The organism is Micromonospora sp. NBC_01796 (assembly GCF_035917455.1).
In the GTDB taxonomy this organism is placed as follows: Bacteria; Actinomycetota; Actinomycetes; order Mycobacteriales; family Micromonosporaceae; genus Micromonospora_G.
Map to the genome: position 1 here is coordinate 742,973 of NZ_CP109078.1, position 19,623 is coordinate 762,595.

Annotated in this window: 15 protein-coding genes and 1 pseudogene; 6 read left to right on the plus strand and 10 right to left on the minus strand. The window is 68.7% G+C overall.

Annotation, left to right across the window (positions count from 1 at the left end):
* Window positions 1–28: 28 nt before the first annotated feature.
* On the plus strand, window positions 29–1,543 hold the full coding sequence (locus OIE47_RS03350) for a hypothetical protein (protein ID WP_326560004.1): 1,515 nt from the start codon (window positions 29–31) through the stop codon (window positions 1,541–1,543).
* 107 nt (window positions 1,544–1,650) lie between these two features.
* On the opposite strand, the gene OIE47_RS03355 is transcribed toward OIE47_RS03350, so the two are convergent.
* The gene (locus tag OIE47_RS03355; RefSeq protein ID WP_326560005.1) at window positions 1,651–2,580 is read right to left on the minus strand and encodes a LysR family transcriptional regulator; all 930 of its coding nucleotides are present in this window, start codon (window positions 2,578–2,580) and stop codon (window positions 1,651–1,653) included.
* 83 nt (window positions 2,581–2,663) lie between these two features.
* On the opposite strand from OIE47_RS03355, the gene OIE47_RS03360 reads away from it, so the two are divergent.
* From OIE47_RS03360 to OIE47_RS03370, 3 genes are all read left to right on the plus strand, one after another.
* Window positions 2,664–3,425 (plus strand): sulfite exporter TauE/SafE family protein, encoded by a 762-nt coding sequence (locus OIE47_RS03360; protein ID WP_326560006.1) that lies wholly within the window; start codon window positions 2,664–2,666, stop codon window positions 3,423–3,425.
* Window positions 3,426–3,563: 138 nt separating this feature from the next.
* The gene (locus OIE47_RS03365; protein WP_326560007.1) at window positions 3,564–4,628 is read left to right on the plus strand and encodes a hypothetical protein; all 1,065 of its coding nucleotides are present in this window, start codon (window positions 3,564–3,566) and stop codon (window positions 4,626–4,628) included.
* A 296-nt stretch (window positions 4,629–4,924) separates the two neighbouring features.
* Window positions 4,925–5,464 carry a nucleoside monophosphate kinase gene (locus tag OIE47_RS03370; RefSeq protein WP_326560008.1) on the plus strand — a complete coding sequence of 180 codons (540 nt, stop codon included), beginning with the start codon at window positions 4,925–4,927 and terminating at the stop codon, window positions 5,462–5,464.
* A gap of 103 nt (window positions 5,465–5,567) precedes the next feature.
* On the opposite strand, the gene OIE47_RS03375 is transcribed toward OIE47_RS03370, so the two are convergent.
* From OIE47_RS03375 to OIE47_RS03395, 5 genes are all read right to left on the minus strand, one after another.
* A complete protein-coding gene (locus tag OIE47_RS03375; protein ID WP_326560009.1) occupies window positions 5,568–6,455 on the minus strand; it encodes a DUF6959 family protein in 888 nt (295 codons plus the stop codon).
* A gap of 232 nt (window positions 6,456–6,687) precedes the next feature.
* Window positions 6,688–7,053: a hypothetical protein gene (locus tag OIE47_RS03380; protein WP_326560010.1), complete on the minus strand. Its 366-nt coding sequence runs from the start codon at window positions 7,051–7,053 to the stop codon at window positions 6,688–6,690.
* Between the two features lie 112 nt (window positions 7,054–7,165).
* Window positions 7,166–7,645 (minus strand): barstar family protein, encoded by a 480-nt coding sequence (locus tag OIE47_RS03385; RefSeq protein WP_326560011.1) that lies wholly within the window; start codon window positions 7,643–7,645, stop codon window positions 7,166–7,168.
* A 168-nt stretch (window positions 7,646–7,813) separates the two neighbouring features.
* Window positions 7,814–9,550: a DUF4419 domain-containing protein gene (locus OIE47_RS03390; protein ID WP_326560012.1), complete on the minus strand. Its 1,737-nt coding sequence runs from the start codon at window positions 9,548–9,550 to the stop codon at window positions 7,814–7,816.
* Between the two features lie 282 nt (window positions 9,551–9,832).
* Window positions 9,833–10,792 (minus strand): helix-turn-helix transcriptional regulator, encoded by a 960-nt coding sequence (locus OIE47_RS03395; RefSeq protein WP_326560013.1) that lies wholly within the window; start codon window positions 10,790–10,792, stop codon window positions 9,833–9,835.
* Window positions 10,793–10,886: 94 nt separating this feature from the next.
* On the opposite strand from OIE47_RS03395, the gene OIE47_RS03400 reads away from it, so the two are divergent.
* On the plus strand, window positions 10,887–11,456 hold the full coding sequence (locus tag OIE47_RS03400; RefSeq protein ID WP_326560014.1) for a DinB family protein: 570 nt from the start codon (window positions 10,887–10,889) through the stop codon (window positions 11,454–11,456).
* A gap of 416 nt (window positions 11,457–11,872) precedes the next feature.
* Window positions 11,873–12,540: pseudogene (locus OIE47_RS03405) on the plus strand (suppressor of fused domain protein).
* 152 nt (window positions 12,541–12,692) lie between these two features.
* On the opposite strand, the gene OIE47_RS03410 reads toward OIE47_RS03405, so the two are convergent.
* From OIE47_RS03410 to OIE47_RS03425, 4 genes are all read right to left on the minus strand, one after another.
* Complete coding sequence (locus OIE47_RS03410; protein ID WP_326560016.1) at window positions 12,693–13,289, minus strand: aspartyl/asparaginyl beta-hydroxylase domain-containing protein; 597 nt, start codon at window positions 13,287–13,289, stop codon at window positions 12,693–12,695.
* Window positions 13,290–13,428: 139 nt separating this feature from the next.
* Window positions 13,429–14,589, minus strand: a complete 1,161-nt coding sequence (locus OIE47_RS03415; RefSeq protein ID WP_326560017.1) for a M20 metallopeptidase family protein — start codon at window positions 14,587–14,589, stop codon at window positions 13,429–13,431.
* Window positions 14,590–15,336: 747 nt separating this feature from the next.
* The gene (locus OIE47_RS03420) at window positions 15,337–15,846 is read right to left on the minus strand and encodes a hypothetical protein (RefSeq protein WP_326560018.1); all 510 of its coding nucleotides are present in this window, start codon (window positions 15,844–15,846) and stop codon (window positions 15,337–15,339) included.
* Between the two features lie 145 nt (window positions 15,847–15,991).
* Window positions 15,992–18,898, minus strand: coding sequence for an AfsR/SARP family transcriptional regulator (locus OIE47_RS03425; protein WP_326560019.1), 2,907 nt, complete (start codon window positions 18,896–18,898; stop codon window positions 15,992–15,994).
* Window positions 18,899–19,623 lie beyond the last annotated feature (725 nt).

A 19,623-nucleotide genomic window follows, 5' to 3' on the forward strand; every position in this document is an offset into this window, starting at 1 on the left:
GTCGTGTCTGGGGGAAGGCGGGCGGTCCATGGAATCGGGAACCCCGAGGGCTGCCACCGTCGCGGTGGTCACCTTCGTCATCGGCGCCCTCATGACCGTGTGGGGCATCGAAGGCTATCTCGCCCACCACGGGGGAATCAGCGGACAGGTCCGGGTCAGCACGTGCGACGAGGTTGACCCGAACGAGTGGGCCTGCGACGGGACCTTCGTTTCCGACGACGGCACTGTCCGGATCACAGGCATCGACATCATGCCGATCTACGTGGGATCCCACCCTGGTGAGGCTACGGAGCGGGCGGCGGTGAGCGGCCGAGGCGGAACCATCGCCTGGTTGGAGTCCGAGCGGTTCCCCACACCGCTCGTGGTCGGCCTCGCCATGCTCGCGGTCTTCGTGGCCGCGGTGGTCGTGCTGCTGCGCATCCACAACGAAGCACGCAAGGTGGCTCGTGCACAGGCGTCCGCCCTGGCTGAGACGGCCGCTCGGCTGTCCCTGGCGCCGGTGGTGGCGATGCCGGTGATCCGGGCGGCGGACATGGACTACCGGCTGCGTACGGCCACGTCAGCGGCCGGGCCACCCCGCCCGAACCGGACCTTGTGGAAGGTGGTTGTCGTCGGCTGGCTGCTACCGCTCGCCGCACTGGCCGTCGCGATGTCGGAGTACGACCGCTACAACGCCACGCAGGAGAGCCGGCTCAGCCACACCGGGGACGGCGTCGTGACCCGGGCGCCCTCGGAAGGCGACCCCCGTATCGGCGTCACGGTGACGGCCCCCGACGGACGCACCGCGACGGTACGTGTGACCCCCACCGACCCCGCCGCGTACCCGGAGGGCACCCGGGTGCCGTTCCGGTACGACCCGCAGGATCCGGGGTTCGCGCTGCCGGTCGACGAGAGCCGCTTCGAGGTCCTGTGGGTGATCGAACGCGACTCCTGGAGCCAGTTCGTGTTCCTGCTCGGCATCGCCCTCGGCGTGGTGTGGACCTGGCGGCTGTGCCGCTGGGCGACCGGCGCCCGGCGGCGGCCCGAGCCGGCCATCGCCCGTGCCCGGGTCGCCGCGCCCGTGGTCTGGCGCAGGTCCGGCCCCTGGGGGCTCTGGCTGGAGATCATGGATGGTCAGGGCGAACGACGGCATCAGCGGATCCTCTGGGACCGCCGCCTCGTCGAGATGGTGACGGGCGGGCCGGCCGGACTCGAGTTCCCGATCGAGCTGCGCCGCTGCCTCGGCTTCCGGCGGATGTACCTGGTCGACGTCCCCGGCGTGGGCCGCCTCTGGCCCGGCAGCACCGCCCGGCGGACACCGCCCTTCACCTCCGAGTTCGGCCCGTTCGACCCCACCGCCGCCCGGCCGGGAGGGTCCCTCACCCGCCTCGTCCTCGTCGTCGTGCTGCCGGTCGCGCTGGTCGCCGCCACCGCCTGGTACTTCGCCGACCCGACAATGGCCGTGCTGGCCGCGACCCTTTTCGTGTCGCTCTCCGTGTGGAACGGCGCCATTCCTGGCCGGGGCCTCTATTCGACCCGCCCCCGGACGAACGCGCAGACCTGACCGGTGGAGGTGAACAGGGCGGCTCCCGGTCGGGTTCGACTCGCCCCCGGACCCGCGCTCCCGCTGGCTCGACTCCCCGACCGGCCGGCCTGCTGGCTCGCGGGCCGTCAGAGCCGGAGGTTCTGCTGGCCGTACGCGGCCGTCGCTCCGGGCCGGGCCGCGTGACGCAGGTGTTCGGCGAGCGCTGCGGCGGCCAGGGAGGCAGGCCGGGCCCGTGAGCCCCAGCCCAGCAGGTGGTGGCGGCGGGCCCAGGGGTCCTGGAGGTCGCAGACATCGAGCGGCTGGCCCGGGTCGACAGCGCGACGCGGTACGACGGCCAGTCCCACACCAGCGGCCACCAGGGCGATCAGGATGTTGAGGTTGGCGACGCTGGTCCGGTACCGGGGAACCGGAACCTCGGGGCCGACGTGCTTCTCGATCCAGCGTCGCAGCGAGGACTCGGCGTCCAGCCCGACGAGAGGGTGTTCGGCGACCTCACGGTAGGTCAACGCCGTTCGTCCCGCGAGAATCCCGTCGGCCTGGCCGATCACCACGAGAGAGTCGTCCCCGAGGGGTTCGGTCTCCAGTCCCTGGCCGAGCCCCTCGTCGTCGAGGACGATCCCCAGGTCCGCATCGCCGTCGGCGAGCATCCGCACGATCTGCGGGGTACGGCGCTCGGAAACGGTGACGTCGACGTCGGGGTGCTCGCGGAGGAACGAGATCAGGGCCTGCGGCACGAGTCGGTGCATGGCGGAGCCCCCGGCGAGCAGGACCAGCGGAGCGGTCGGAGACCGGCTGTAGCTCGCGACGGCGCTGTCCAGCCGGGCCGTCCCGGTGAGAATCTCACGGGCGTGGCGGGCCAGGGTGGCCCCCGCCGGGGTGGGCCGTACCCCCCGCCGTCCGCGGACCAGCAGCGCCACTTTCGCCTGGTGCTCCAGGGAGCGCACCCGGGCGCTGGCCGAGGGCAGGCTCAGGTGCATCCGGCGGGCGCCCGCCGTGATGGAACCTTCCGCCACGATGTGCAGGAAGAGCCGCAGGTCGTCCAGGTCGTACCGCACCCGACCCAGCCTATGCCCCAGCCATAGGCTGAGTACGGCTACCGCGCATTGTGGGCGAGTGCTCGGGCGACGATGCTCGACGGGTGCCGGAGATCATGATCGTACTGCTGGCCGGGCTGGCCGCCGGAGCGTTGAACGCCGTCGGCGGTGGCGGCACCTTCGTGGCACTGCCCGCCCTGGTCGCGGTCGGCCTGCCACCGGTCACCGCGAACGCGGCGGCGACCGTCGCTCTCGTACCCGGCTCGGTGGCCAGCGCCTGGGTGTACCGGCGCGAGCTCACCCCGTTGGGCGCCACCTCCACGACGGCGCTCACCGCGACGAGCATGCTCGGCGGCGGGCTCGGGGCCGTCCTGCTGCTGGCGCTGCCGGGGGCGTCGTTCGACGCCGCGTTGCCGTGGCTGCTCGCGTTCGGCACGGTGGTGCTCGCGTTCGGGCGCACCATCTCCCGTGCCCTGAGTGCCGCACTGCGCCGGTCGGTCACCCTGCGCCCACCCGCCGTACTGATCGGTCAGTTTCTCCTCGCGGTCTACGGCGGATACTTCGGTGGGGCCGTAGGCATACTCATGCTGGCGCTCTGGACCATCGGGCTCGGTCTGGACACCGCGATCAGCAACCCGATGCGGATCACCCAGGTCGCCGCCGTCTACCTCACCGCGACCGCGCTCTTCCTGTTCGCCTCGGACGTCCTGACCACCCCGCTTCCCCTCCTCACCATGCTGGTCGGCGCGGTGGCCGGCGGCTTCGCCGGTGCCCACCTCGCACGCCGCCTCCCCGCGCCGCTGTTGCGTGGTGTCGTGCTGACCACCGCCGCGACGATGACCGTCCTCTACTTCCTGCGCGACTGATCGTCGAAACGGAGTTGAAGGTAACTGCGTGCTGGAGGAACCGTGGGACTGACACAAGCGGGCTGTCCGTGTGGCTACACCGATCAACGGCAGAATCACGGCGACGACTCCCCTGGGGTGGAGGGCTAAGATCGCCGGGTGCTGTTCAAGATGGACCTCGGCAAACGGGTCGACGACCTGGTCCGCGCAGCGGACGGCCGCGATGAGAAGCGGTTCTTCGCGGCCACGCGGGGCATAGCGGATGCCACGCCGAAGGCGCGCCCTGACGAGGTCGACGCGGCCCTGGCCAGGTTGACTCCGGTGCTCAACGGGATCCCGTTCGGGATAGGCGGCGACCTGGCCCAGATTGCCGGCAGCATGGCGGACTACGCCACCGATCCGGCGGTGGTCGTGCCGACGCTCGTCGGGCGGGCTGCCGACGCGATGGAACAGGCGGCACGCTTCGCCGAGTTGTACGGTGCGGTGTTCGAGGACCTACCCGACGCCGACGATCCGGAGCAGATCGGCCCGACGATCGACCGGTTCGTCGAGACTGCGCCCAACCGGGGGATGTCGCAGCGGGACGCCGAGCACCTGGTGCAGGCGTGGTTCTCGGGCGGCATGTGGGTTCAGCCGGTGCTGTACCTGTCGCAGCGCAAGGACGTACGTGCCGTGCTGCCCGAGCGAACGCGGCTCACCGCCGCCATCCACGCGATGGATGGGCACATCGGCACGGCGCATTGGTTGTACGGGCTGCTGCTGGTCCTGGACGACGAACCGCTGATCGTGCTGCATCCCGAGTCCGGACGCGGCTATCAGGTGACGATAAGCGGCATCGGTGACAACTTCCAGCTGCACACGCTCCTGGCCGCCGCCCTGATCGGCGACGAGTCGCAGGGCCTGCTGCCCGGTCAACGACCAAGCGCCGCGGAGGTCGCGGCGGCCTCGGACGGCGAGGACCTGACACCCGCGGGTGGCATCCGGGGCAACTTCAACCTGGTCGACGCCTACGGAGAATGGATCTGGAACGAAGGCCGTCCCGCAGACATCCCGAAGCTGGAAGGTAAGCGAATTGTGGTCCTCGAACCGCCGCCGTACCCGCGGCGGTGGAACGCCGGCCGGGCATACCCTCTCATGCCCCCGATGGTGACCGTGGATGGCATGCTGCCAGCCGATGAGGCTGCGCATTGGCTCGGTCTGGTCAAACCTTCGCAACGCGGGTAGGTCCTCGCACGGGTTCCGGTCTGACTGCGCCATAGAACTCCTCAGCATCGGCTGGCCGGCCCCCGCAGAGTCAACGCCCACCAACTGAGCTGCCGATATGTTCCATCTCGAAATGATCGAGGCTGATGTCCGCTACTACCGCTGATCGGGAGGGCGGCGGAGGAGGCGTTGGATGTTGTGCTTGGGAGGCAGGGACAGGTTCGGCCTCGCATCCGAGGTAGGACCAGCGCATCTGCTTGGAGTGCGTAGACGGGCGGTCGACGGGCTGGGCTTCCCGGATTTTGGACGGTGAGAGCGTGCGACGCAAGATCGCTGTCCTACCGGAGCCCGGCGTAATCGACGCCTGGGCTGCCGCGATGCTGTGCAGCGAGGCCCTGGCGCTGCGGGCGTACAACGTAGGGGATCTTTGCCGAGCCGCAGTTCAGAACCGGACGGCATGGGGTGAACGTTTCGCCAGGCACATGCTTGCCGGCGAGTTGGTACCAGACGAGGTGATGGCTGAGTTCGTCGCGGACACGCTGGCCCGGTCGCCAGGCCGCTGGACGCTGTTCGGTTACCCACGCACGATCCGTCAAGCCGAACTGCTGACCGAACACGGCCACGCACCAGACACCGTCATCCAGCTGATCCTCGACGAGGACCGCATCGACCAGGACCGGCGGCTGGCCGCACGACGCGAACAGCTCCCACAGATTCTCGCCGAGTACCGGCAGCGCACGGCTCCCGTAAGTGCCCTTTACCTCGCTTCTGACGCGCTGCACGTGCTACAGAAGTCTGCATCGATCGAAGACCTCGCGGCCGACATGCAGACAATCGTGGTCGGCACCGAGAAGTAGGATGGCGGACCACTGCCCGCGATACCCGGTTCGAGCACCCGACCACCAGCCCCCGGCTCGGCCGGTCGGCATGCACCGCGGCCGGCCCGGCCGGTGCAGCACCTCAACGGATATCGACGAAATCCCCCCGCGCCATAAGCGCTACGACCGCTTCGATGGCTTCCTGGGTCAGCGTCTGCACGACGACTGAAGCCCCCTCGACAAAATGGCCGGACTCCGCCACGGCATCCCGCACCTCCTGGCCGAGCCGGGTCGGGTCGTAGAAGGTGACTGCCCTCTCACCACCGGACCACCGGACGGTCACCTCGATCCACCCCTTGGCTTCGGTCATCGCCCAGTCGTACCCGTCCATACCCTCGGGATAGATGACCTGCACCCCAGACGGCAGAGCAGAACCGTCGCTCGCGGCTTCAGCGGACACCAACCGGCCGGAGCTATGTCGACGCAGCGTCCGTAGGACATCCTGCGGGTCACGTCCTGACACACCGGCCAGGGCCGTTACCGCGTCCGCAGCCAGGGCGGTGAGGTGCAACGCTGCCGCCTGCGCATCCTCCCTGATCGCGGCATCGGTGACGTTGTGAACATCGGCGTCCTCGTCCGCGAGGTACGCAGCCACGCCCTCCAGGGCAGCTCTTCGCAGCCTGGCACTACCTCGTCGCTCGCCCCCTCGCGTCGATCCGGTATCCGGTACGCCAGCACCACCTCGGCCGCCATCCGTCCCCATGTACGGCAGCCGGATACCGCGCGCTTCGAGCACCGACTCGTAGAAGCGCAGGATCTGGGCCATCTCCTCGACGGCTAGGTCCAGATCCTCCAACGCTTCACGGCCGCCCGCGGCCTGCCGCAACCGGCCGGCGACGTCGTCGAACTGCTGCAGCAACGCGAAGAGGGTGTCCCCCTGCACGTGGATACCCGGGAACGCGCGCCCTTCCAACTGAGTCACCGCGATGCTCGTCTCACGCGCGAGCACACGCGCCTGCTCGTCGCCCATCAGACGATAATCGCACCACACGGCCGTCGTTTGTATCGCAGGCGTGGCGTGCCATTCCTGTACGACTACCGTGGGAACGCTTGTCGGCCGGGCAGCAGCCGTACCGAGCCGTCGGCGGCGAACACCCACGTCCGGGTCGCGCAGAACGGGTCGTCGAGCCGTGCCAGCAGTCGGCCGTGCATGTCGTGCGCGACTTACAGGAACATGCGCGGCGACGGCTGCACGAGAGTCGTCACCTGAATCCGCCCGGTGCGTCCACGACGGATTTCAAGGTGCTGGCGCCGGTACTGCCCTGGACCGTGAACGAGACCGGGGTCAGATTGCGTACGCCGGGCGCGTCCGTGACGGGGCCGCGGGGCTGGCCCTCCTCGGCGATCCCCAGCCCTCGCAGTAGCAGCCCCGCTGGATGACCCCGCTGTCGGGAACGCCGGGACAGCCGCCGCCCGATGCCGTTCGAGATCAGGTTGCCGTACCGGCCGACCCCCATCTCGATGGCGCTGCTGCACGATACTCGCGCGACGCGCTGGAACCCGACGGCATAGTCCCCGATCGCCCACATGCCGTCGAGGCCGGGGTCCTCGGCGTGCACGATCGTCATGACCGCGTGCGGACAGTTGCGGGCGCTACCCGGCCGTGATCAAAATCCTCGGCCACTCCCGAACGAGCAGGCGGTGTTGAAGTTGCTGAGGGCGACGCCTCAGGCGTCGTCACTACGACGGCTCCGTGACCATCAACACCGTGACCGAAAAAACGGGATGGCCCTGCGTGTACCTCGGCTCGGCCAAGTCGGCAGCGGTCTGCACCAGCACGCTGGCCGCCGTATCGGCGTCCACGGGCGCGGCGGCCGTCATCTCCGCCGCGTCGGTCCACACCACCAGGACCCGGTCAACGTCGAGAATCACCAGGCCGCCGAATATCGAGTCCGCCAACGCGTCCCAGCTGTAGTTACTCGCCAGGGGCGGATCGAGTGGCAGCGTCGCCCGAACGGCGTCGAAGAAGGCGTCCCTCCCGCCACCTGCCCCGGTCGACAATGAATAAACCCGCATCCCCTGCATGCGAGCGGACGCCGTGGCGGCCTCGATCTCCGAGGCCGCCACGGCCATCACACCTGGACGAAATTCCACACCCTCACCTGATTCGAACGAATGCCGGCGCCCGGCGTCCCCGTAGTGGATCCGGGTGTAGTACACCTCACGGGTGTACCACCGCTGCTCCCGATCTGCTGCTCCCCTACATGTCGAACAAGCCAACAGACCACCCCACTCATCACACCTCCGAGTCGAGCGGGGTCACGACGAGAGGCAGGAACGCCGCCGTCCCTCGGTGTGCCCGTGATGTGTGAGTGTTCTTAGCGGCGTTCAGGAAGCCGACGGCTCGCTTCGCCCGAGGTCGGCGAGAAGTTCCTTCTCAAGGGCGCGGAGGTACGCGGCGTGTTCGAAGTCCTGCCCGTCGATCGCGGCTTCCTTCGCACCCCGGATCTGGGCAATCCGCTCGTGGATGTCGAGATCGGGTGATGGTGGCTGGTGTGGTTGCCGATCCAGCCGCCGCGCTGGGGCCGGCCGGTGGATCGGTTGGGGCGGGGTCCGGGCCGCCCGCAGCGACGTCTCGTTACGGCTGTCGAGGCGATCGAGGCGATCAACTTCCAGATGACTGATGTCGCCGCCGGTGTCGAGGGCGGCGGCGAGCAGCATGCTGAACGAGGTCCCGTAGACCGGAACATCGGCGGGCTGATCACGCAGGACCAGGCGCGGGCCGGACGGGCCGGGGTTGCTGATCTCCTCGACGCGGCAAGTGAGCCAGTGCATGGTCTGGGTGGTGTGGTCGACAGCCGCGCCGATGCTGCGGCCGTCAGCCAAGTCGATGACCGTGATGATGGACCAGCGGTCGGGACCGCGGAACAGTAGGCCGTGCTCGGCGATGGGCCGCAGTCGCCACACGCCATCGAACAGGCTCGCCGCTCCGATGGCGCGGTAGAGCGCGGCGAGGTCGGCGGACGCGAAGAACAGGTGCTCGTCTCCGGGCGGGGTGGCGTGATGGTCGCGGATGATCCGGTCGATGACATCGTCGATCTGTGGCACCGCCGGCGACAGATGCCAACCGGCGACCGGCCGTAGCGCCCCGTCGCTGTCCTGGGCGACGGCGACCAGCCCGGCATGCAGGACAACCGTGTAGTTGTCCCGGTCGACCATATCGTTGATGTTGACGATCACTCGGGAAAGCGTTGCCGGCACCACGTCGCTCCGCACCCCCGGACCGTCGTATCCCATCCGGCCGGAGGAGGTCAGCTCGCGCGGCTCCCCGATCGGCAGGTCCAACAACGGATTCGGCCGGTCGACGCCACCGTCACGACGTAGGTACGGGTACAGCCGCGCAACCCAACCAGTGATCACGTCGCCGCCGTAAGCGTCGGCCGGGTTGTAGATGCGCTGCCAGAACTCGGTATCCGGGTCACCTGCCGCAGCCCGTACGAATTGATCGGCAATCGTCACCAACGAGCGACACCAGCTTTCCAGCCCGAACCCGGCCAATCCATCCACTCGTTTCCGGATCTTCCGCCAGTCCTCCACCGTGCCCGTCAAGGTGACCGAGGGAATGCCGCAGACGCAGGTCAACCACAGCGAGAAGTACGGCGAGAACACGTCCAGCAGCACAATCTGTCCAACGACGCGCTCGATGTCGGTACTGGTGGAGAAGTCGCAGGCGAACAACTCGGCGTCCGTAACCTCGGCGGCGAGCTGACGGCCGAACGACCCCACCAGCTCGTACCAGGAATTGGGATCGGTGGGCATCGGTCCGTCATGGACCACCTCGAGCCGTCTACCAGGCTCTGCCATCAACCGCGACCGCAGTTCCTCCGCGTGGAGCCGCACGTGTTGGGCGACACCCTGCGAAATCGTCAACCACACCACGTCCGGGGACAGCACAAGCGGGCGGTGCTCGGCGAACGCCCGGCCGACCGCGCTCAACAACGGATGCACACCGTCCGGCGCAATGACCGGGAGCGCCGGGTCACCACCGATCGTCAACGCGTCCGGGAACAGCTCACCAAGAGGCCGAGTCGGCAACGGCTCCACCGTACGGGCGACGTCGTCCACTGGAAAGCACACCATGACCACGACCGTAGCCCGCGACGCCATCCCGGAAGTACCCCGACGATGTGCCCATCACCGATCGTCTCCTACGCCTATCCGACGTCGCCCCAACTACCACAATCTGAGGCCGCACTACCCGGCTGGCCAACCGCCGACGTCGCAACCCACCTCGACATGCCAACGGACCACCCGCGCCGCCTGTCAGTCACACCTCCGAGAGGACCGGATCTCCCGATGCCAGAGTGGGGCTGTCGTACCGCGAAAGCGTCGATCATGGGGAGCGGATCAAGCCCTGGCCCGGTTGAAGCGGGTGCCCCAGTGGTGGATCTGCTCCAGTAGTTCGGGTGGGTTGAGGACGCGGAAGTCTGCGCCCAGCACGCCCAGTGCCATGGTCGGCCAGTCGAGGGAGTCGGTGGTCATTCGTACCCGGCAGTGCTCGGCGTCGAGCTCCTCGACTGTGCTCCACCGGCCGATGCGCTCGCGCACGGTTGCGGCCGGGGCGTCGACCAAGACCTCCACCTGGTAGGGGCGGGCCTGGTTGTCCAGGCTGGTGCGGACGAACTCGGCGGCGTCGGCGGCGGGAAGGGCGCGGGGCCGGAACCGGGAGCCGGTGCCGTGTGCCGCGGTGAGGCGGTCGACCCGGAAGCTGCGCCAGTCGTGGCGGGCGAGGTCGTAGGCGACCAGGTACCAGCGGCGACCGAGGGAGACCAGTCGGTGCGGTTCGACGTGCCGGTTGGTGTGGTGGTCATCGGCGGCGGTGTAGGAGAAGCGGAGGTGTTCGCTGTCTCGGCAGGCCAGCGCAACCGCGGTGAGCACGCCCGGGTCGACGCCTGGGCTGGCGGCGCCGTTCCAGCCGGCGGGCAGTGTCATCGCACCCAGCGCCTCGACCTGGCGCCGCAGCCGGGGCGGCATCACCTGCACCACCTTGGCCAGCACCCGTACCGAGGACTCGGCGAGGCCCTCCACCGCGCTCTGCGCGGCGGCCTGCAGGCCCACGGCCAGGGCGACCGCCTCCTCGTCGTCGACCACCAGCGGCGGTAGTACCGCGCCCGCGGTGAGCTGGTAGCCGCCGTCCACGCCCCGCTGCGCCTCGACCGGATAGCCCAGCTCGCGCAGCCGGTCGATGTCCCGGCGCAGGGTGCGGACCGAGATTCCCAGTCGCTCGGCCAGTTGGGTGCCCGGCCAGTACCGGTGGCTCTGCAGCAGGGACAGCAGTCGCAGCGTCCGGGTGCTGGTGTTCGCCATGTCTCCGATTCTCCTGCAATTCAGGTCAGGAAGTGTCCGCAGTGCGGCCTAGCGTGGATCCTGACCGACGAACAGGACAAGCAAGGCGGAGACCATGAGCGAGACCACGATCGTCAACGAATCGGCCACCCGCGAGCTGGCCGACGCGCCGGCCGCCGTTGGCGAGCGCGCGGACCTGTTGGCGATGCTGGCCCACCAGCGGCACTTCCTGCGCTTCACCACCCGCGACCTCACCGACGAGCAGGCCGGGCAGCGAACCACCGCCAGCGAACTGAGCCTGGGCGGCCTGATCAAGCACGTCACCGCAGTCGAGCGCACCTGGGCGGACTTCATCCTGGACGGGCCGTCGGTGATGGGCGACTTCACCACCATGACCGAGGCCGACTGGGTCCGACGTACCGATGAGTTCCGGCTGCTACCCGGCGAGACACTGGCCGGTGTGCTCTCCGACTACGCCGAGGCGGCCCGCCGGACCGACGGACTGGTCGCCACGCTGGACGACCTGGACGCCACCCAGCCGCTGCCGAAGGCCCCGTGGTTCGAGCCCGGCGCACGGTGGTCGACCCGCCGGGTGCTGATGCACATCGTCGCCGAGACCGCCCAGCACGCCGGCCACGCCGACATCATCCGCGAGTCCCTGGACGGCGCCAGAAGCATGGGTTAACCAGCGGAATGGTCGGGGGTGTATCGCGCGGCGCCCCCCCATACCATCCGTACACCAACGCCCGGCGCCGGCACAAACGACACACCCTCGCAACTGCGATCGACTGACTCTGACGCAATGTCACGAAGGCTTAATCGAGCCACCACAGGGTCGCGTCATCGTCCGGGCACTGCGAGCGACGCTGGCGCAACATTACCGTGAGGGTCCAGACAACCAGGAACGAGCGGGCCGGTGAGCTTGTGCAGGATCGTCACTGGCTACGACGAAGACGCGCCGCCGGGACCGGCAGCCTTTATCACGTGCTCGACAGCATCGGCTCGCCCGACAGCGCGACCGCCACAGTCGAGCCGGTCGAGGTGATCGCTCGCGCCGACGCGTCCTTCACCCTCCGGTACCAGGCATGTTCTGATCTTTCAATGACCTCCGAAGCTCCCGGGTGGGGCGCTATCGACGCCCGGCTCGCCGAGCTGTATCCCGATGTCGAGCCGAAGCACTACGGCACGCTGCACCGTTTCGCGCTGGGTGGACCAGAGCCACTCGACGACGTGAGCTTCTATCATCGGGTCGAGCCGGTTCCGCACTGGCACATCATCGGCTACGGCATGAGCGAGCTGTACGCCAAGGAAACCGACAACCCCGACGAGTCGGGCTGGGGCTTCGAGCTCACCATCCGGATCACCCGCGACACCAGTGACACCGCACCACCGACATGGGCGGCAAACCTGCTGCAGAACCTCGCCCGGTACGTGATCTCCAGCGGCACCTGGTTCGAACCCGGCCACCACATCAACGCCAACGGCCCCATCCGGCAGGACCACGACACGGCGCTTACGGCCCTAACCTTCGTCGAGGACCCGGAACTCGGGACAATCCCACCCCGCACGGACGAGTGCAGTTCCTGCAGGTGGTCGGCCTGACCACCGACGAATACACGCAAGCTCGACAGCGGGGCACCAACGGCCTACTGACCATGCTTGCCGAACGACAGCCGCTACTGGTCACCGACCTGCAACGGCCCTCAGTGGTAGACGACCAAACAGCGCGGACCCCAAGCGGGGCCGGACGCGGCAGCGACGGTTCCTAGACCGGGCTACCTCTGGTCGTCGTCCTCGACGGGGCCGAGGGCCATCATCCGCAACTGCTCCCACCAATCGCAGCCGGACAACGCGGCGCACCACAACGAGACGCAGCACAGGCCCACATCGCGAGGCACCCGGCCCGTCGCACCTCGCTTCGCTACCGCTGGAACTCATTCCTGCGGCGCATATCGGCCGCAACCGCCGGAGGAAGTTCGTCAAGCTCGTCCATGGTCCGTCCCGGGCGGAGAAAGTCGAACAGCAGCACCGTTCGGGTGCCGTCGCCGTAGTTCCACGCCTCGTGATCGACCGTGTCGTCGAACACGAACAACCCGCCTTCCTGCCAGGGCCGGATCTGCGAGCCCACCCGCAACGCGCAGTCACCGTCCGGCACGACGAGGCCGAGATGGGCACGATAGACGGTCGTGACCCAGCCCTCGTGGGGCTTGATGTGAGTACCCGGGACCATGCGGGAGAAGCCGGCAGTTGTCAGGCCGGGAACCCGGTGCAGCGCCTCGGCTGTGCGCGGACAGGCGGCCAGCGCTGCGTCAATACGCGTGCCGAATGCCACGAGGCCGTACACGCTCCAACCCGTGCCGTACATCTCGCGCTGCACCCACGGCTCGAACGAATCGTCGCCCAACGCCAGACACTCGGCCCGGATATCGGACCACGCACCACGAAGGTCCTCAAGGAATGGAAACGGCGACTCATCTACGAACAACGCATAACCCCCGATATCCCGAGTCTGAAACACTCACCCGTCCCCCGGGGCCAGCAGGCATACCTCCCCGCGTAGGCCCGTGTAGGGGATGTTCGCACAAACGGCGCCGATCACTGCCCCCAAGGCCTCGGGAAGTGGCGTTCTGGCAGCCGGCCGCGCTGCCGTGGGTCGGCTACCGGGTACGCCGGGCGAGCCAACCCGCCATCGCGCGGACGCCGTACCCGATGGCCCGTTCGTCTGGGTCGAAGGCGCCGAAATGCGGATAACTGGTTTCGATGGAGGCGCCGGGCGCGCGGACGCCGAGGAAGGTGTACGTGCCGGGTAGCCGGTCCAGGAACAGCGCGAAGTCCTCACCGCTGAACGGGATCGCGGCGTGCAACGTCCGTACCCGGTCGCGACCGGCTGTCTGTTGCAGGTACCGCTTCACGGCCTGGCCTTCCCGCTCGGGACAGACCATCGCGGGAAACGGGTCGTTCGGGAAGGTTACCGACGCCTGACCATCGGAGCCTGCGAGTCGGCGGACGTCCTCGCGGATGGCGACGTACCGGTCCTCCGGCCAGCATCGGTACGACAACCGCACCTCGGCTCGGCCTTCGGCTTCGGAGACCTGGGCCTGCATGAAGACGAAATTGGCCAATGGCCCGTCAGGTGTCTGGACGTCGGCCACGAGCCGTTCGAGGTCCTCGGAGGTCGCAGGGCGGGAAACGGTGGTGAGTGCGCTGATCTCGGCGGCGAGCCGTCGCGCCCGCGCCGTCGCATCGCGCCCCACGAGCGTGATGACGCCGCGGTCCTGGCCAGGAAGTCCGAGCCCGGGCGTGACCACGAACTGGCCGACAGGGAAAGGACCGCAGTGCAGGGCATGGATCTCCGCTGGACGGACTCGGGCGAACACGCCGTCGTCGAGCATCGCGGCGGCACCGGCGAGCGACTCCTCAGCGGGTTGGAAGACGAACACCACCGTGCCCGCGAGCCGGTTGCGCAGACGCGCCAGAACCCCCGCGACACCCACGCCCACGGCCGTGTGCATGTCGTGCCCACACAGGTGAGCCGCTTGCACGCCACCCCCCACCTGATCGCTCGGCGGTACCGCGTCCATGTCCGACCGGTAAGCGACCGTCCGGCCACGACGAGCGCCGCTGAGAACTCCCACCACCCCATGGCCCCCCACACCCGTGGTGACGTCGAGGCCGGCCTCGCGAAGTCGCTGGGCCACCACCTCGGCGGTCCGCCGCTCCTGACCCGGCGTCTCCGGGTGCCGGTGGATGTCACGGCGCAACTCGATCAGGTCACGGTCCAGCCGAGACGCCACCGCATCCACCGCATCCTCGCTCACCAGCCCAGCGGCCGAGCCGTTGCCGGCGTACGCCGCGTGGGCCGAAGCCAGCCCGGCTCCCGCGACACCGACGGCAGCGCCACGAAGCACAGCGCGTCGGCTCACGACGCGACCTTCCGAACCTGACATGTGTTCCTCCAACAAGAGTGCGACTAGCTCGAGCTTGTCCTGCTCGGCGTTGGAACGCACTGACGCTGGCCCCCATCTTGACCATGCGGTCACCCCTACCGAGATGTCCACAGTGGCGTCCGAGCGGCCTACGGAATGCGCGTGGCCCGGCTGCTCCGACCGCCGCCCGGCCCACGGTCAGTACCGCGGCGGGCAGCAACGAGGCTGTGCACAACAGCCAATGCTCTCCGCTGGATCACCACCGCCACGAGCAGCAGGTGCGGGAACGAGTCCACGACCAGGTTGCCCGGGAAAGCCCAACATCGCGGGCGGTTCCCTGAGAATGGCCGATCAGGTCCCGATCCGGTCGGCCCGCGATCGCGGCCGTAGTGGGGTGGGTACGCACGACAGCGGCCATGCACACTGTCAACGTAGGTCTCGACACCTCGCCTCGCGATCGGTATCCGCTCACGCCGCCGACCGTTCACGGCGGCACACAGCCACCATCACACACCGTAGCGCCCTCTGCCGTCGCTCAACATTCTGATCCGTCGAGATAGGTGTGCGTACCCTCTGGGTAACGGGCGGATCCAGGAGTGGGGTGCTCCGGTGTCGCGGCGGTAAAGACCCACAGAGCCGTCATTCGGCCTCGAAGCCACCGCGTTCCCGGGCAAGGGCGAGCCACTCCAGCCAACTGACCCACTTCGAGTCGACTTGCAGGGAAGCGCGTTGTTCCGCCGGAACCTGCGCGTAAGCCGCCAATGCCTCGTCGATCTCGCGTGTGGTCACCAGCCAGCGATCGTTTGACCGGAGCTTGAAGGCGGGGATGCCAGTCATGCCCGGGACGGTCTGGGACCGCCAGCGGAGGTCTGCCGCTGCTCGGTCCTGCCGCGCCTGTTCGTCGCCGGGAATGCCGGCCTGGATCGTCTCGGTTTTAGGCTTGGCCTCGTAGCCCATCCCAGTAAGCTGCATGATCTCGTTGATGCCATGGAACTGGCGGTACGGGAACTCCGAGGGCCCACGGCTGCAGAGCCGGTAGAGGTTTTCCTCGCAGTCGGGGTCATGAGCACAGGGTCGGCCCGAATCTTGGCAAGAGTCGAGCTGATAACGAGCTGCGGCGACGTCGGCCAGTTCCAGATCGATGCCCATTCCCTGAGGGTCTTGCACCATCCGCTCAGGGGCAAATCATTTTCCGAGACCGGCGACAACCGGCTCCGGTAACGAGCTACTCAGCCGGCCGAGCAGTGACGCTCAGTGTCATTAAAGGGTCGGCAACGCCACGAGGGTCGGGTTGCTACCTGGTCAGCCTCGCTCGGGCGTCCTCGGCGTCGGGGTGGTCGAGCGCGTCGAGAATCGCCAGTGCCTCCTGCCAGGCGAGCCGCGCGTCGGTCCCCCGCCCGCCGGCCTCGTGACAGTCGCCGATATGAAGGAGGATTATCGCCTCCGGGTACCGATGGCCGAGTTCACGCAGCATGGCCAACGAGCGTTGATGGCAGGCGCTGGCCTCGTCTTCGTGCCCGAGCTTGTGGTGGGCCTGGCCCAGGCTGTCCCAGGTGTACGCCTGACCGGACCGGTTGCCGACCTCCTCGAACAGTGCCAACGCCTGCGTGCAGCTGACCAGTGCCTGGTCGTAATCGCCGGCGAGGTAGTGGTTCCAGCCGATGTCGTTGAGCGCCGCCGCCTCACGGTCACGGTCGTTCCCAGCCCGGAACAGCGCCAGCGCGCGGTTGACCTCGGCCAACGCCGCGGCATAGCGGCCGAGGTTGGTAAACACGGCGGCAAGACCGAGGTGGATTCCTCCCTGGCGGACGGGGTCGGGGTCGGGGCCCAGGTCGATGGCTCGCTGATAGAGCTGGATCGCCCCGTCATGGTCACCCATCTGGTTCAGGGCGCCGCCGAGGCACGAGAAGGCGGCCCGCAGGGCAGCCGGGTCGCCGAGACGCCCAGCGGCTCGAACAGCCGTCTCCTGCAGGCTCACCCAGAGCCGGGTGAGGCCCCGCCGCCGCAGGTAGTTCTCGAGGATCGCCGCGAACGCGATGGTGTGACGGTCGAGTTCGGCGGCTTCGACCTGTCTCGCGACGGCGATGAGGTTGGCCACCTCCGCATCGAACCAGGCCAGCGCCCGCTGCTCGTCGGCCGGCTCGACGACGGACACGCCCGGCCCGGCCGGCGGTGGTTCGACCGGCGAGTGTTTGGGCTTGCCGAACTGCCGGTTCGCCGTATCGGCGCTGTGCACATGGTGGTCGATAAGGCGTCGGCTGGCGCAGCGACGGTCGTCGGCGGTGTCGAGGCGCTCGGCGAGGTCGGCGGCGTAGGCACGGAGCAGGTCGTGGAACGCGAACCGGCCCGGCCGATGCTCGCTGATGAGGTTCGCCCCGGCAAGCTCGGCCAGCAGTGGCCGGACCTGGGAGACCGGTAGCCCACAGGCACTGGCGGCGGCTGGCACGGTCAAATCAGGTCCCGGGTGCAGGCCGAGCCGCCGGAACAGAGTCGCCGTGGGTTCGCGCAACGCGGCGTACGAGCAGCCGAACACGGACCGCACATCGCTGGCCGCGTCGGTCCCGCCGAGGGCGTCGAGCGGTGTCTGGGCCTCCCGCATCTCCTCGACCAGCCCGGCCAGTGGAAGCTCGGGGCGTACCGCCGCCCTGGCCGCGGTGACCGCGAGCGCGAGCGGGAGGCGTGCGCACCGGGTGATGATCTCCGTAGCGGCGTCCGGCTCCGCCGAGAGTCGCGCAGGTCCGAGCCGGCGGGTCAGGAGGTCGTAAGCCTCGTCCGGGTCGAGCACATCGATGGCAATCGGCTCGGCGCCGTCCAGGGCGACCAGACCGGTGAGCTGGTCGCGGCTGGTCACCAAGACGAAGCTGCCCGAGGCGCTCGGCAACAGCGGCCGGACCTGGCTGGCATCCCGAGCATTGTCGAGGACGATCAGCACCCGCCGGCCGGCCAGCTCGCGGCGGTACTGGCCGACGAGGCCTTCCGTTGTCGCGGACAGACTCTGCGCGGGCACGCCCAGGGCAGTCAGGAACCCACGCAGGACCTCGTCGGGCCGCGCCACCGCTCCGGTGGGATCGAAGCCCCGGAGATTGGCGTAGAGCTGGCCGTCCGGGAATCTCTCCGCCGCCGAATGAGACCAGTGCACCGCCAGGGAGGTCTTGCCCACGCCCGCCGTTCCCACAATGGTCGCCACCGCTGCCGAGGCGCCCGTCACGTCGGAGAGCAGCCCATCCAACTGCTTGAGCGGAAGGGCCCGACCCACGAACCGGCTCACATCGGTCGGCAGCTGACGTGGTACCCCGGCGGGTCGGACCCGGGCTGCCACGACGTTCGGCGCCACGGGCTCCATGAGGTCGGGGCCGGAGGACTGCAGCAGGACGTCGGATTCCTCGCGCGTTTCCTCGCCCGGCCCGACCGGACCTGCCTGCCGCGCCGGTGTGGGGTCGCCCCCACGCTCCGTGCCGGCAATGCTCGGCGTCGTCGGCGTCTGGGTCAGTACCCGTCGGTGCGCGGCCTGCAGCGGCGCACTAGGGTCGATACCGAGCTCCTCGGCGAGGCGGTCACGAACCGCGTGGAACGCCGACAGTGCCTCCGCCTGCCGTCCAGCGGCGCCCAGGGCGGTGATGAGGCTGGCCTGTACGGGCTCGTGGAACAGTGCCATCGACGCGGCCAACTGAAGCGGCAGGATCACCCGCTCGGGTTGGCGCAACGACACGGCCAGTTCGGTGGCCGCCGTGCATACGGTGTGAAACTCGTCATCGAGGGCCGCCAGTACCGGAGCCGCCGAGCCATCGGCAAACCCGGCCCCTGGATGCCCCTTCCAGAGACCGAGCGCCTCGACATAACAGTCGAGCGCCAGGTCACGAGCCTGCCGGGCGAGAGCGGCGCGGGCGGCATCGACGAGTTCCCGGAACGACACGAGGTCCAGCACGTCGGGACCGGCGGTGAACACGTACGCGTTACCGTGGCGGTGCAGGTACCTTCCGGATGACCGGGCGGGCACCGCGGGCTCGAGCAACCGCCGCAGTGCCCCGATGTACTTGTGGATCACGTTGAGCGCACTGGCGGGGGCGTCTTCTGCCCAGATCAGGTCGATCAGGTCTCCCGTGCTGACCGGCTGGCCCACGCGAGCCACAAGCAGGGCCAACACGTGCGCCTGTTGTCTGGGGCCGGCGTTCAGCTCGACGCCGCCGCGCCAGAGCCGCAACGAACCAAGGATCTGTACGCGCAGCGAGCCGGCTTCGGCCCGTGGGTCATCGTTGTCATCCCGGACGGGATGCGCTGGCTCAGCCACGTCTGTCGCCTCCCGGATGACCTACACACATTGTCCGCTTGCGACCTTGTCTGGCCGGAACACCGAGTCTACTGATCCAGGAATGGTCGAAGGAACGGATGAGCGGCGCGATCATCAGCATCCCGCTCGACAGGAATACCCGTCCGCCGACGTGGCGTCACCGACGCGCAGGCATGGTCATCCACTCCGGCATGTACCGACCCCGGAATTCCGGGCACACTTCCTGTACCGCTCGGAGAGTCGGCCACAGCTACAAACCCCAGCTCAGACCCCCACGCGAGTCTTGGCACCCTACAGCCACACGATCGTTCGTCCACCGGTACCGCACGGTGCGCCTCCTGCGACAGCGACGCCGGGCACCTCGCGTACGAGGTGCCCGGCGCGTGGCTGCCGAGGAATCCGTGGGTCCCGATCACGATTTCTCACGGGTCGCCCTCTGCCGTTCCGGGTTCGCCATTGGGCGTGAATTTGTCCGGTGCCTCAACCGGGCGTCTCGGCCAAGTGCTTCCGGCGACGGTTGCTGTGGAGGACGTGTTTGGTCGCCCGAGCACCGAGCTGCTCTTTGCGGGAGCGGGGAGCCCCGGGTTTGGTTGACTCGCGGGGTTGAGTGGTTCGAGCCGCTCCGGCGCAGGTACACC